The sequence below is a fragment of the Sinomicrobium pectinilyticum genome (genome assembly GCF_003725735.1).
GTDB classification, from domain to species: domain Bacteria; phylum Bacteroidota; class Bacteroidia; order Flavobacteriales; family Flavobacteriaceae; genus Sinomicrobium; species Sinomicrobium pectinilyticum.
Window position 1 is genome coordinate 1 of the sequence record NZ_RJTM01000105.1, and the last position, 14,531, is coordinate 14,531.

A 14,531-nucleotide genomic window follows, 5' to 3' on the forward strand; every position below is an offset into this window, starting at 1 on the left:
GAACCTTGGCGCATATACACAGTGTTTATGTTTATACCAATGGTCCGGGATTTCAAACCCTCCCCCCTTCGCTACGCTCAGGTACCTCCCTTCTCCCGATAATCATCGGGATGAAGGGAGGAGCCTTTTTAACTTTTAATAAAACACAGCACATAAGTCTTTTCAGGCTATTCTAACACTAACTAAATGACATTGCCTTAAAGGGCCGGGTAAAAATCCCGAAAGCTTTCGGGAGAGGGAAATCCACCCAGATCGAATTTTATCACATACTAAAAATAATACTGAATCAGGAGATCGTTTCCCCGTTATCTGCTGCATCGTCCGGATTCATGAAAACCAGTTTGCCCTCGCTGTTCTGTGTCATCAGTATCATTCCCTGGCTCTCCACTCCCCTGAGTTTTCTCGGGGCGAGGTTGACCAGCACGGTTACCTTTTTACCGATAATTTCCTCCGGCTTAAAACTCCCGGCTATACCGGAAACTATGGTCCGGACATCAAGACCGGTATCTACTTTCAGAATGAGCAGTTTATCGGCCTTTTTCATCTTTTCTGCCTCGATAATGGTCCCCACACGCATATCCAGTTTGGCAAAGTCTTCGTAGGATATGGTTTCTTTCTGCGGAGTTACCTCTTTATTTCCGGCTTTATTATCGAGTTTGGTCTGTTCCAGGCACTCCAGTTGCTTTTCTATTTCCGCATCTTCTATCTTGGTGAACAACAGTTCGGCCGGGTTAATACGGTGTCCTGCCGAAAGAATATCTTTCCCCTCCGTAACAGCATCCCACGGTGATTTTTCTTCGGAAACGGGGCGACCCAGCATTTTTTGCAGTTTTTTCGCAGTAAACGGCAGGAAGGGTTCGCTCAGCACACCCAGCACACCGGCTACCTGCAGTGCCACGTACATGATGGTCCGTACTCTTTCCGCATCTTCTTTTATCAACTTCCACGGCTCCTCATCTGCCAGGTACTTGTTACCCAACCGTGCTACATTCATCAACTCGCCAAGCGCTTCCCGGAAGCGGTAACGCTCCACGGAAGAAGATATGATCTCCGGATATTTCTTGAGTTCTGCCAGGGTTTCCTCGTCCCTGGGTGTGAAAGTTACCGGGACAGGGATAACCCCGTCGTAATATTTGTTGGTAAGGACGATAACCCGGTTTACAAAATTTCCGAAGATGGCCACCAGTTCGTTGTTGTTCCTGGCCTGAAAATCCTTCCAGGTAAAATCGTTGTCCTTGGTTTCAGGAGCATTGGCTGTTAACGTATACCGGAGTACATCCTGTTTTTCCGGGAAATCCTCCAGGTATTCGTGTAGCCAAACCGCCCAGTTTTTTGACGTGGATAGTTTATTCCCTTCGAGGTTCAGGAATTCATTGGCCGGAACATTATCCGGCAATATATAACTTCCTTCTGCCTTGAGCATAGCCGGGAAGATCACACAGTGGAAGACGATATTGTCTTTCCCAATAAAATGTACCAGTTTGGTGTCTTTATCTTTCCAGTAGGGCTCCCAGTCTGTCCCTTCGCGCTCCGCCCACTCTTTGGTAGACGAAATATATCCTATGGGCGCGTCGAACCACACATAAAGCACTTTCCCTTCGGCACCTTTCACCGGTACGGGGATCCCCCAGTCCAGGTCGCGGGTAACGGCACGGGGTTTAAGCCCGTCATCCAGCCACGATTTTACCTGGCCGTATACATTGGGTTTCCAGTCGTTTTTATGTCCTTCGAGTATCCATTCCCTCAAAAAGGCATCGTATTGATCTAACGGAAGAAACCAGTGCCTGGTCTCTCTCAGTACCGGTTTGGTCCCGGTTATGGTCGATTTCGGGTTGATCAGGTCCGTGGCATTCAGTGAGGTCCCGCAGTTTTCACACTGGTCCCCGTATGCCTCCTCGTTTCCGCATTTCGGACAGGTCCCCGTAACAAAACGGTCGGCCAGGAACTGCCCGGCTTTTTCATCATACAGCTGCTCGGTCACTTCTTCTATAAATTTTCCGTCATCATATAGTTTGCGGAAAAAACCGGATGCCGTTTTATGGTGTATCTCTGCAGAAGTACGGGAATAATTGTCGAATGATATCCCGAAATCCGCGAAGGATTTTTTGATGATCGTGTGATATTTGTCTATAATCTCCTGTGGCGTAACACCTTCTTTCTTCGCCCGCATGGAAATAGCCACCCCGTGTTCGTCACTTCCGCAGATAAAAGCGACATCTTTTCCCCGTAACCTGAGATAACGGGCATAAATATCGGCCGGGACATAAACCCCTGCCAGGTGACCGATGTGTATGGGCCCGTTGGTATAGGGTAATGCTGACGTGATCGTATAGCGCTTCGGGTCTTGTGGCATAGTATGTTATTTTCTTATGTTGTTTACTGTAAAAAGAGACTCATCCGGACAAATCCGTGAAGTCCTGTCCTTTAAAATCAGGCACACAGCCCGATCAGGGTGCAAAAATAAGCATTAGGATGGATTACACCTTAAAAATCGGGAAATCATGGCCCTGTTTCCCGGCTAATTTGTTATTTTGTTCCGTCGGATACTAATCATACCTGGATTACGCATGTTAAAATATACACAACACTTTGTATTTATCCTCTTTTTGGCCTTAATCACAGGAACAGGATATTCCCAAGACTCCATGATCTTTCCCCCGAACCTTAAAAAAGGAGATACCGTAGCTATTGTAGCCACGGCCCGAAGCTTTCAGCCGGAAGACCTTCAACCGGCCATAGATACCCTTCGCGGGTGGGGCTTACATGTGGTACCGGGAAAAACCATAGGACCGGAATACCATCAGCTTTCGGGAACGGACAAAGCCCGTGCCCGGGATTTACAGAACATGCTGGATAACCCGGCTATCAAAGCCATCTGGGCGGCAAGGGGAGGTTACGGCACGGTAAAAATCGTGGATATGCTAGATTTTACCAGGTTCCGTCAAAAACCCAAATGGATCATCGGTTACAGCGATGTTACCGTGCTGCACAGCCATATTCACAACCTGGGTATAGCCACCCTGCATGCTACCATGCCTATCAATGTGAAAAAGAACTCCGAAGAAACTATACAGAGCCTGAAAAAAGCCCTTTTCGGCGAAAAACTGCAATATACCATCCCCTCACGTGTACAGAATCGTACAGGTATTGCAGAAGGGAAAATGGTCGGGGGGAACTTATCTATTCTCTACAGCCTGCTCGGTTCTCCCTCGGCGATAAAAACAGACGGGAAAATACTGTTTATCGAAGATCTGGATGAATACCTCTACCACATAGACCGTATGATGATGAACCTGAAACGCAACGGGTACTTTGATAATATCAAAGCCCTGGTGGTGGGTGGTATGACCAGGATGCACGATAACAGCATTCCCTGGGGGAAAGATGCCATAGGTATTGTAAAGGAAATCGCGGACAAGTATAATTTTCCGGTATGTTTCGATTTTCCCGCAGGCCATCTCCAGGACAACCGTGCCCTGGTCCTGGGTAAAGAGGCAAAACTTACCGTTGCCCGAGATTCCGTTACACTGGAATTTGAGAAAGCAAAAAAATAATAACCGACTATTTTTCCAGTTTCACCTCAATGCTGAAATCACCGGACCACGGATCTCCGGCCATCATATTCTCTCCTACCGACAAAACATAGATGCCGGGCTTTTCCAGGTTGTATTCCAGTTCCCGGCCAAAAGGACCGTCCGCCGAGCCATCCGGAAGAAATATCTGGGTAAAGCGCAGGTTGGCCAGTGTATCTTCCGATTCCAGTCTCGCCGATACTGTTGCCGGAGCATCGGTTTTAAGGATAAAATACTTTTTGTCCCGTTCCTCTTTATACACCTTTCCCCTAACAAAGCCGTTTTCCAGCGACAATGCCAGCGTATCACGGGAAACTTCCGTTACTCCCGCCACAGGTTTTCCGGCAGGTCCGTGTTTTTCCTGTTCCTTTTTTTCCGGCCTGCCTCCGCAGGCGATCAGGAATAACGATAGTACCAACCCCAGGACAACTCCTGATTTTTCAAATCGCATATCTAAAATGTTTATACATAAAAATACGAATATAACTGCAAAACAAGGTGTGATTACCCAAAGAATCCTAGGGCAAATGCATTAAAAAAACTATAATTGCAACGTTTAATGGTTCCAGGTTTAGAATTCCAGGTTACAAGTTTGGCCTTGCCTGAATAAGGTTGCCGGTTCCGGTTTTTTATATTTTACCTCTAACCTGTAATCTGCCCTTCGGCTTTAGTTTCTGCCCATCCGGCGGATATCCTGAGCATTCTAAGGGCTCAGAGACCGGGAGAATTGGTGATTTATAGTGTTTTGTTGTGAACTTATGATGGGAACTAAGTTTGGGAGTTCCGGAGTTTGTAGGGAAGGTTTCCGTTTCAACTCCCTGACTAACCAACTCCGAACTCATCAACAACCGGAAAACCGGCAAACCGGTAACCGGACACCCCTTAAGCTTTTAACCTTAAATGAAATTACTCCATTATAATGCGTTTGTCCTGGAAAGAATCCCGGAACATAGCGGGTTTTTACGTATTTTTACGGGTAAGGGTGAAAAACAGGAACCATGGCAGCACATAACGACTTCGGCAAAAAGGGGGAAGAACTGGCTACACAACACCTGTTAGAAAACGGGTACGATATTCTGGAACGGAATTACGTCTTTGACAAAGCAGAGATAGATATTATAGCGCGAAAAGAGGACATCCTGGCCGTTGTAGAAGTAAAAGCAAGGAGTTCGATAGATTTCGGGAACCCGCAGGACGCTGTCAATAAAAAGAAAATACAGTTGCTGGTCAAAGCCATCGATCATTATATTGTTACAAACAATATGGATGCGGAGGTCCGTTTTGATATTATCACCATTACCAAAAACAATAAAATCCATACCCTCGAACATATGCAGGATGCCTTTTATCACTTTTAACCCCTGAATTGTACCCCTTCGCAAGTTATAAACACGGATTTTTCACATGACACTTGCATAAAAAACCTACTGTTCAATATTTTTATTAATTTATTTTAAATTACTATTTGTTTTAAATAAAACAATTTGTTAATTTAGCCCCGTAAACCAAAACCATTCAAGATGAAAACCATTTCTTCCGTAGTTGAGAATTACATTAAAACAAAGCCTTTTCTGCAGAGCGCTTTGGCACAGGGCATTATCAATCTCACCTCTTTATCCAGGATTATCGGACCGGAGATAGAGGAACAACTGGGAAAAGAGGTAAGAAGCGGAGCTGTTGTGATGGCACTCAAACGTTTATCCATGGACATGGAATTCCGGGCCACACACAAAATACTGAAGGTGCTTAAAAACATCGGTGAGATTACCGTACGTTCGTCACTCACGGATTACACCTTCCTGCTGTCCGATACCATCCTCAACAGCCAGGCCAGCCTGCTCAAGGAGGTAAATAAAAACAAAGATGCCTTCTACACGTCTTCCAGGGGGGTCAACGAAACCAATATTGTGGTGAGCAATTCGCTCAACCCTATGGTGGAATCCTTGTTCCGGGAAGAAAAAATGACGCAGAAAGTAGAAGACCTGGCGTCCATCACGGTAAAGCTTCCCGAAGAAAACGTGGTTATTCCCGGCATCTATTATTTTATTTTTCAGCGACTGGCATGGGAAGGGATTATTCTCCATGAGGTAATTTCCACCACCAACGAATTTACTATTATCGTAGGCGAAGGACAAATAGACAAAGCGTTTAAAGTGATCAAGGACCTGAAGAACTTATAGGCGTCATAAAGTTCCCTTCCGGACAACCTCCTCCCCTTTCTACTACCGCCCCGGTCCCTGATTTTTTAAAAGGATGACTCGCCTGCACGGAAATTTCCGTTTTGTTTTGTATTTTGCCGCAGATTCTGTCTGTATCTTCAAAATACACCCTTATGCAATTAGCGCAAGTAAACATCGCCCGTATGAAAGGAGCGATCGATAGCCCCGTGATGTCCGGTTTCGTAGCCAGCCTGGACCGCATCAATGCCCTGGCAGAAAGCAGTCCCGGGTTTGTATGGCGGCTTAAAGACGATGATAACAATGCTACCTCCATGAAAATATACGACGATGATTTTATTATCGTCAATATGTCCGTATGGGAGGATACGGATTCGCTCTTCCGTTATGTTTACCAGTCGGGCCATGTGGAAGTATTCAGGCGGAAAAAGGAATGGTTCCACAAAATGCGGGAAATGCATATGGCCCTTTGGTATGTGGAAAACGGCGTCTTCCCCTCGGTAGCCGATGCCCGTGAACGGCTGGAGCATATCCGGAAATACGGGGAAACACCTTATGCCTTTACCTTTAAAAAGAAGTATTCCCCGACGGACCTTAAAGAATATGTTCATAGGTCCGTTTAAATAAGCCGGGGCTTCGGTACATCCCGAACGGAGTTCGGGACACTCAGCCACCTCCGTTTTGGCTTAATGAATGACCCCGGAGCAAGTCCGAAAGGCATTCGGGAAAAGGATAAAGTGATAAATTAGTTATTCACGCGAATTAAAGGTTGAAATTAAACTTTTGCAGCTTTATAGTTTGTTACGATTTAATTACTGATTGTGAAGTTATTGTGTCATTCAGGCAATCCCTACAAACTCAGTAACACTGTGAAACCTGGAACCATAAAATCCCCGTCCGTCTAGCTTTTCCGTATATTGCCTGTTTCGTTCAATAACTGTATTTTTGCGCATCATTCGTGTTCTAATCAGCTAAAAAGCATTCCGTAAAAACGGTAATATCCGCATATGAAATACGATCACAACGCAATCGAAGCCAAATGGCAACAGCATTGGAAAGAAAATAAAACTTTCGAAGCAAAAAATCCCGGTTCCGAAGGGGCGGACAAACCCAAATATTACGTACTGGACATGTTCCCTTACCCGTCCGGCGCGGGACTGCATGTGGGGCACCCCCTGGGATATATTGCTTCGGACATTTACGCACGGTACAAACGCCACCGGGGATTTAATGTATTGCATCCTATGGGATACGATTCTTTCGGGCTGCCGGCAGAGCAATATGCCATTCAGACCGGGCAACACCCGGCAATTACGACGGAAACAAATATTAAACGATACCGGGAGCAACTGGACAAAATAGGGTTTTCGTTTGACTGGAGCCGCGAAGTACGTACGTCCGATCCGGACTATTACAAATGGACACAATGGATATTCACCCGGCTTTTCAACTCCTGGTACAACAACGATACGGATAAGGCCGAGGATATCGAAACCCTGATCCGGAAATTTGAAAACAGCGGGAATGCCGGAGTCCATGCGGTTTGCGACAGCGACACAGGAACCTTTACTGCCGCGCAATGGCAGGCCTTCACAGACGACGAAAAGCAAAAAATACTATTGAAATACAGGTTGACTTACCTGGCGGAAACCGAAGTAAACTGGTGCCCCGCCCTGGGTACGGTCCTGGCAAACGACGAGATCGTGAACGGCGTTTCCGAAAGAGGTGGCTATCCCGTAATCCGCAAGAAAATGACCCAGTGGAGCATGCGCATTACGGCTTACGCCCAACGCCTGCTGGAAGGACTGGACCGTGTAGACTGGCCGCAACCGCTGAAAGATGCTCAGACCAACTGGATAGGCCGTTCCGAAGGAGCCGAAGTAAGGTTCAAGGTGAAGGGCTCCGATCATGAGATCCCTGTATTTACCACCAGGCCGGATACTATTTTCGGTGTCAGTTTTATGACACTGGCCCCGGAACATGAACTGGTACCCGAAATTACCACCCCCGGACAAAAAGAAGCCGTAGAGGCATACATAGAAGCGACTGCCAGGCGGAGCGAACGCGACCGTATGTCTGACGTAAAAACCATTTCCGGTGTTTTTACCGGGGCTTATGCGGAACATCCGTTCACTAAAGAGCCTGTTCCCGTGTGGATTGGCGACTATGTTCTTGCAGGTTATGGTACAGGGGCTGTAATGGCCGTTCCCTGCGGGGATCAGCGCGACTATGATTTTGCAAGGCATTTTAATATACCCATTCCGAATATTTTCGAAAATACGGATATTTCGGAAGCTGCACACAGTGAAAAGAATGGTACGGTCATCGCCAATTCAGGTTTCCTCAGCGGGTTACCTTATGAAGAGGCTACCCAAAAGGCCATAGCCCAACTCGAAGCCATCGGTGCCGGCAAAGGCAGGATCAACTATCGCCTCCGGGATGCCGTATTCAGCCGTCAGCGTTACTGGGGAGAACCGTTCCCGGTATATTATATAAACGGGTTGCCGCAGATGATCGCAGCAGAGCATCTTCCCGTACGGTTGCCCGAAGTAGAAAAATACCTCCCCACCGAAACCGGCGAACCCCCGTTAGGAAATGCCGGAACATGGGCCTGGGATACCGAAAAGAATAAAGTGGTCAGCAATGACCTTATCGATCACAAAACCATTTTCCCCCTGGAACTGAATACCATGCCGGGCTGGGCGGGAAGTTCATGGTATTTTAACCGTTATATGGACGCCCGTAATGAAAATGTATTCGCTTCCCGCGACGCTCTTGATTACTGGAAAGATGTTGACCTTTATATCGGGGGTAGCGAGCACGCTACCGGTCACCTGCTGTATTCCCGGTTCTGGCAGAAATTCCTGTTTGACAAAGGATTACTTCCGGTAGACGAATTTGCCAGAAAGCTGATTAACCAGGGGATGATACTGGGTATGAGTGCTTTTGTTTACCGGGTAAAAGGCTCTAATACATTTGTGTCCAAAAACAGGATAGAAGACCGGGAAACAGAGCCGATACATGCCGATGTTACTTTTATAAACGCTTCCGACGAACTGGATATAGAAGCTTTTAAAAACTGGCGCCCCGAATTCCGGGATGCGGAATTTATACTGGAAGACGGTAAATATATCGTAGGCCGGGAAGTGGAAAAAATGTCCAAATCCAAGTACAATGTCGTCAATCCGGATGATATCTGCGAACAATACGGTGCGGACACTCTGCGGATGTACGAAATGTTCCTCGGTCCGCTCGACCAAGCCAAACCCTGGAATACCGCCGGCATCACCGGCGTCCACGGCTTCCTGAAAAAACTCTGGAAGCTATACCATTCCCCCCTTGAGGGGGGCCAGGGGGGTGATTTTTACGTATCGGACGAATCCGCCTCCAAAGAAAGCCTCAAAACCCTGCACAAGACCATAAAAAAGGTCATAGAAGATATTGAGAATTTCTCCTTCAATACTTCGGTCTCTTCATTTATGATCGCGGTGAACGAATTAACGGCACAGCAATGTAATTCCAGGGAGGTCCTCGAACCCCTTGCCATCATTATCTCTCCTTATGCACCGCATATAGCAGAGGAATTATGGCAAAAACTGGGACATAAAGAATCGGTAGCCTTCGCTCCTTTTCCGGAATTCGAAGAAAAGCACCTGGTGGAAAGCAGTAAGGAGTACCCGGTTTCTTTCAACGGTAAAATGCGTTTTAAGCTGGAGCTCCCTCTCGATATGCCTAAAGAAGAGATGGAAGACGCTGTAATGGCGCATGAAAAGACACAGGAGCAGCTTCAGGGAAGGACCCCGAAAAAGATCATTATCGTGCCCGGAAAGATTATTAATATCGTGGGATAACCCCATTTTTCCGGCCACATTTCCTTCCGGCGGAAGCCGGAGACAATCATGTATTTTCAATAAACAGGGAGCTTTTTTTCGTATTAACGAAATAACTCCCTTTCTTTTTGCACAAATTTTTGTACGATTATTCCTCCGAATCGTTAATTTTAAGAACTTATTTCAACTGGATTGATTGTAGCGAAAAATGATGATTTTTGTTCCATAGGAAGGCTTTTTTGAGCCGCATAACCTTAGCTATGGGGTGAAAAAAAGACGAGTATGGGGCAAAAAGAATATTTTTTAGCCTCCCGATAATCATCGGGATGAATTCAGTTGAAACAAGTTCTAAGTGCAAAACACACACATTATGAAAATAGGGGTACCAAAAGAGATCAAGAACAACGAAAACAGGGTCGGTATAACGCCCGCCGGGGTTTTCGAGCTGGTAAAACACCACCACACGGTTTACATTCAAGCCACTGCCGGAGAAGGAAGTGGCTTTTTTGATGCTGATTATGAAGCTGTAGGCGCTGAAATACTTCCTACTATCGGGGAAGTGTATGCCCAAAGTGACATGATCGTTAAAGTTAAGGAACCTATCGAAGAAGAGTATCCGCTGGTACGGGACAATCAGGTGATATTCACTTACTTCCATTTTGCTTCCAGTGAAGCCCTTACCCGGGCTATGCTGAAAAGCAATGCGGTATGTATTGCCTATGAAACCGTAGCGGAGAGCGACGGGAGCCTGCCGTTACTTATCCCCATGTCTGAAGTGGCGGGACGTATGGCCATTCAACAGGGTGCAAAGTACCTGGAAAAACCCATCAAAGGACGCGGAGTGCTCCTGGGCGGAGTTCCCGGTGTGCCGCCGGGCAAAGTGCTCATACTCGGGGCCGGGACTGTAGGTATACAGGCTGCTAAAATGGCTGCCGGCCTCGGGGCACACGTTACTATCCTGGACATCAATATGAAACGCCTGCGTTATGTCAACGATATCATGCCCAGTCATGTAGTTACCGAATTCTCCAGCGAATACAACATAAGAAAACACATAAAGACCCACGACCTCATTATAGGCGGGGTCCTCATACCGGGGGCCAAAGCGCCAAACCTCATTACACGCGACATGCTGGGGGAAATGCGTCCGGGCACCGTAATCGTGGATGTTGCCGTAGACCAGGGAGGATGTATCGAAACAACCACACCTACTACCCACGAAGCCCCTACCTACATCATAGATGATGTCGTACATTATTGTGTGGCCAATATGCCCGGGGCGGTCCCTTATACCTCTACTGTTGCCCTTACGAACGTAACACTCCCCTACGTGCTGCTACTGGCCGGCAAAGGCTGGGAAAAAGCCTGCAAGGAACATGCAGCCCTGGCAAAAGGTGTAAACATCGTAAACGGGGAACTCGTATATGAAGGCATAGCCGAAGCTTTCGGATGGGAAACTATGGTGCAATGAAATAACCTGACAAAAATTCACTGCACCCGGCAGTAAATACTAAAATATTCTTAATAACAAACCCGGTACGTTCTTTTTGGCCGGGTTTTTGTCTTTCATCTTCAAAAGCTTTCCGGTAGTAACGGAAACAGAAAAATTCGTATTTTTATAAAGTTAAAATTAAGAAAGAATGTTGGGATATTATATCATTATAGGGGGAATCGCTTTAATAAGCTGGCTGGTAAGCAACAAGCTGAAGGGCAAGTTCAAATACTATTCGAAGGTACACCTGCGCAATGGAATGAGCGGGGCAGAAATCGCCGAAAAAATGCTGGCCGATCATGGTATTTACGATGTTAAGGTAATCTCCACCCCCGGGATGCTGACGGACCATTACAACCCGTCAAATAAAACCGTTAACCTCAGTGAAGGCGTATACAATCAGCGTAACGCAGCCGCAGCGGCCGTAGCCGCCCATGAATGCGGACATGCCGTGCAGCACGCCAAGGCGTACCAATGGTTGCAACTGCGGTCCAAACTTGTACCGGTAGTAAGTGTTTCATCCGGAATGTCCCAGTGGCTTATCATCGGCGGACTTATTCTCGGTGTAGCCAACAATTTCGGGTTTCTTATAGCAGTAGCCGGACTCGTTCTGATGTCACTGGCTACCATATTCAGCCTGGTAACCCTTCCGGTGGAATACGATGCCAGTAACCGCGCCCTGGCCTGGCTGAAAAATAAAAATATGCTCAGCCCGCAGGAATATGACGGAGCCGAAGATTCGCTGAAATGGGCAGCGAGAACATACCTGGTAGCCGCTATCGGTTCCCTGGCCATGCTGCTATACTGGGCACTGCGCGTGCTTGGTTCCAGAAATTAGAAGATAATATAATCATTGCTTCATACAGAAAACGGCCCGCCTGAAATTTCAGGCGGGTTTTTTGATTAATGGGTTGATTAACAAACTGAATAACAATTCGGTAATACTGCTTATTGAAAATAAATAAGTATTTTTATAAAAAAATGTGACCTTTCCGGTACATAATGTGTCTAACCCTAAAAAAGGCTTGCTCTTTACCTGCTATGAAGAGAGATCATCAGAGAACGGATGTCGAAAACATCACCGATGAAATGCTTGTCTCACGGATAGTAGAGGTAAACGACACCTATTGGTTCGGGATATTGTATGACAGGTATGCGCGTATTGTTTATTATAAGTGCCTTTCCTTTACAAAGTCCGTAGAAGAGGCGCAGGATCTAACCCATGACATCTTTGTTTTGCTTTTTGCTAAACTGAGAACCTTCAAGGGACAATCCAGATTTTCAACATGGCTGTATTCTTTTGTCTATAATTTTTGTGTAAACCATATGCAGCGAAACCTGAATAAATACAGGCAGGTTTTTGTTCCTACGGAAGACTTCGCCGATGAAACGGCGGAAATAGAAGACGAGGTCATCCTGGAATTAAAAGAAGACACATTAAAAAAAGCCATGGAAGAAATAGATCCGGCGGATAAAATGATCCTTCTGATGAAATATCAGGATGATTTTTCGATAAAAGATATAAGCACAACGCTGCAAATCGGGCAAAGTGCTGCCAAAATGCGCCTGAAACGGGCCAAGCATCGTATTATGGAGCTGTATAATAAAATTAATTGAGCAGATCAGTGGAAAATCCCTTTAAAAAAATAATTCACGACGAGGAACTACCCCAGTCCCTCCGGAAGAAAGTAATGGATGACGTTGCCTTAATAAAACTCTCCCTGGATATGGCAGACCTCATCACCGTAAAATACCCGTTGACGGTAAATGAAATATTAAAAATCAAAGATAAACCCTATAAAAAATAATTTACTCACACCGGTAAAAGATATAATCATGGAAAATAACCTTGATTTCAATATGCTCAGCACGCTTTTTGACCAACTTTACAATGTACTTCCCACAATATTATGGGCGGTTTTCTTTATTTTCCTGGGATGGGTCGTTTATAAACTGATTATACTTCTGATTCGCAGCGTATTGAAATTATCCAAAGTAGATAGGCTCTCGGCAAAAATCAATGAAGTGGATTTTCTGGAAAAATCTTCTTTTAAAATCGATGTCGGCAAGATAATCCTCTTTTTTGTAAAGTGCTTTGTAATTCTTATCCTCCTTATTATGGGAGCCGATATGCTCGGGCTTACAGCAGTATCGGACGTTGCCGGTCAACTCATTACGTATTTACCTCGTTTTTTAAGTGGAGTAGTCATATTGGCCATAGGAATAGTAATTGCCACTTTTATTAAAAATACCATACAAGGTATGCTCAGGTCATTTGACCTGAGCGGCTCCAAATTTATAAGCGGGTTGGCTTTCTACATTATTTTAATAATAGCAACCATAACAGCCCTCAACCAGATTGGTGTAAATACCGATATCGTTACCAATAATATTCTCATTCTTCTGGGGGCATTCCTCGCAGCTTTTACCATTGCGCTCGGGCTGGGTTCAAAAGATATTGTATACCGGCTTATACTAGGTTTTTACACCCGTAAAAATTTTGAGGCCGGAATGAGAATTCGCGTAGATGGTGTAGAAGGGGTAATTGTCCTGATTGACAATATAAGCCTTGTAATAGCCATGGAAGATAAAAAAGTAGTGTTCCCCATAAAAAATATCACCAATAGAAACATCGAAATACTTCATGAGAATCCGTAGTATCGAACTACACCACTATGCGACCGGACATCCATAGGCTTTATAAGTAAAGTGTTGTTTTTTGGATATTTACCGGGTGGGTGGGATGTATAAACCCGTTACCCTGTTTCAGAAACTAAAGCGGTCCCGGGAACTCCGGAGCATTAAAGTGAACGGGGTGATCCCGGCGGAGACCCCTTAACCGGTTTCTTCCAATATAACTTTCCGTAATAACAATCTGTATATGTGATTTTTAACGAATATTTTATTACAAATGTGACTTTTCGCGATACTCTGTGTCTTAATATATAGAACAGAAGAAGTTTACAGTCCTTTAAGACTTTTCGCACTGAAGGCCAGCTTCTTCAAAATTCGAGAGATATGTTTGGATTTAAAAAAAGAGAATTAACAGAAGACGAAAAATACATTAAAGAAATTATACAGTATTTTTCCGAGAACGACAATGTGAAGAAATTGATTTCTCCGATTTCCGAAGAATACTTTCTTATTGACGATGAGAATCAAATATACATCTGTATCGGAAATGGAAATTTCTCACTTTCCAATCATAAGTTTCTATATGAAAAAGTTTTTAACCTCTCCTTTACCGAAGAGCTGAAAAAACAGGTAAGACATAACATGGAAATAGAGATGCAGGCACTGAAAAAATCATTGTTTAAAAATGAAACCGATCTTCTGGATAAAGTACTGAAGGTGGTTAACAATGCCAAAAAAGGACAGATTTTAAACCATGATTTTATTAGTGACAAGAAACTTGTGCACGGACAAGCATAGTAATTTGTATAGTTTAGGGTAATTTATG

At 45.1% G+C, this 14,531-nt stretch carries 13 protein-coding genes; 11 read left to right on the plus strand and 2 right to left on the minus strand.

Annotated features, from left to right (window positions below):
- Positions 1–286: 286 nt before the first annotated feature.
- Entirely contained in the window at positions 287–2,353 is a 2,067-nt protein-coding gene (gene metG / locus ED312_RS15005) for a methionine--tRNA ligase (protein ID WP_123216838.1), read from the minus strand.
- A 214-nt stretch (positions 2,354–2,567) separates the two neighbouring features.
- Here metG and ED312_RS15010 point away from each other — a divergent pair, with 214 nt between their 5' ends.
- Positions 2,568–3,554 (plus strand): S66 peptidase family protein, encoded by a 987-nt coding sequence (locus ED312_RS15010; protein ID WP_317125686.1) that lies wholly within the window; start codon positions 2,568–2,570, stop codon positions 3,552–3,554.
- A 7-nt stretch (positions 3,555–3,561) separates the two neighbouring features.
- On the opposite strand, the gene ED312_RS15015 is transcribed toward ED312_RS15010, so the two are convergent.
- Positions 3,562–4,023 (minus strand): hypothetical protein, encoded by a 462-nt coding sequence (locus ED312_RS15015; protein WP_123216839.1) that lies wholly within the window; start codon positions 4,021–4,023, stop codon positions 3,562–3,564.
- 547 nt (positions 4,024–4,570) lie between these two features.
- On the opposite strand from ED312_RS15015, the gene ED312_RS15020 reads away from it, so the two are divergent.
- The 10 genes from ED312_RS15020 to ED312_RS15065 all read left to right on the plus strand — a co-directional run bounded on the left by ED312_RS15020 (position 4,571) and on the right by ED312_RS15065 (position 14,503).
- Positions 4,571–4,930, plus strand: coding sequence for a YraN family protein (locus ED312_RS15020; RefSeq protein WP_123216840.1), 360 nt, complete (start codon positions 4,571–4,573; stop codon positions 4,928–4,930).
- 162 nt (positions 4,931–5,092) lie between these two features.
- Positions 5,093–5,752, plus strand: a complete 660-nt coding sequence (locus ED312_RS15025) for an aspartate kinase (protein ID WP_123216841.1) — start codon at positions 5,093–5,095, stop codon at positions 5,750–5,752.
- 152 nt (positions 5,753–5,904) lie between these two features.
- On the plus strand, positions 5,905–6,372 hold the full coding sequence (locus ED312_RS15030; RefSeq protein WP_123216842.1) for a DUF3291 domain-containing protein: 468 nt from the start codon (positions 5,905–5,907) through the stop codon (positions 6,370–6,372).
- Positions 6,373–6,756: 384 nt separating this feature from the next.
- Positions 6,757–9,600, plus strand: coding sequence for a leucine--tRNA ligase (leuS, locus tag ED312_RS15035; protein WP_123216843.1), 2,844 nt, complete (start codon positions 6,757–6,759; stop codon positions 9,598–9,600).
- 349 nt (positions 9,601–9,949) lie between these two features.
- Complete coding sequence (gene ald / locus ED312_RS15040; RefSeq protein WP_123216844.1) at positions 9,950–11,050, plus strand: alanine dehydrogenase; 1,101 nt, start codon at positions 9,950–9,952, stop codon at positions 11,048–11,050.
- 169 nt (positions 11,051–11,219) lie between these two features.
- Positions 11,220–11,909 carry a zinc metallopeptidase gene (locus ED312_RS15045; protein ID WP_123216845.1) on the plus strand — a complete coding sequence of 230 codons (690 nt, stop codon included), beginning with the start codon at positions 11,220–11,222 and terminating at the stop codon, positions 11,907–11,909.
- Between the two features lie 203 nt (positions 11,910–12,112).
- A complete protein-coding gene (locus tag ED312_RS15050; RefSeq protein ID WP_123216846.1) occupies positions 12,113–12,688 on the plus strand; it encodes an RNA polymerase sigma factor in 576 nt (191 codons plus the stop codon).
- Positions 12,685–12,879, plus strand: coding sequence for a hypothetical protein (locus tag ED312_RS15055; protein ID WP_240643118.1), 195 nt, complete (start codon positions 12,685–12,687; stop codon positions 12,877–12,879). The genes ED312_RS15050 and ED312_RS15055 overlap by 4 nt, the downstream gene beginning before the upstream one ends.
- A gap of 28 nt (positions 12,880–12,907) precedes the next feature.
- Positions 12,908–13,729: a mechanosensitive ion channel family protein gene (locus ED312_RS15060; protein WP_123216848.1), complete on the plus strand. Its 822-nt coding sequence runs from the start codon at positions 12,908–12,910 to the stop codon at positions 13,727–13,729.
- 360 nt (positions 13,730–14,089) lie between these two features.
- Positions 14,090–14,503, plus strand: coding sequence for a hypothetical protein (locus ED312_RS15065; protein ID WP_123216849.1), 414 nt, complete (start codon positions 14,090–14,092; stop codon positions 14,501–14,503).
- The last annotated feature ends 28 nt before the right edge of the window (positions 14,504–14,531 follow it).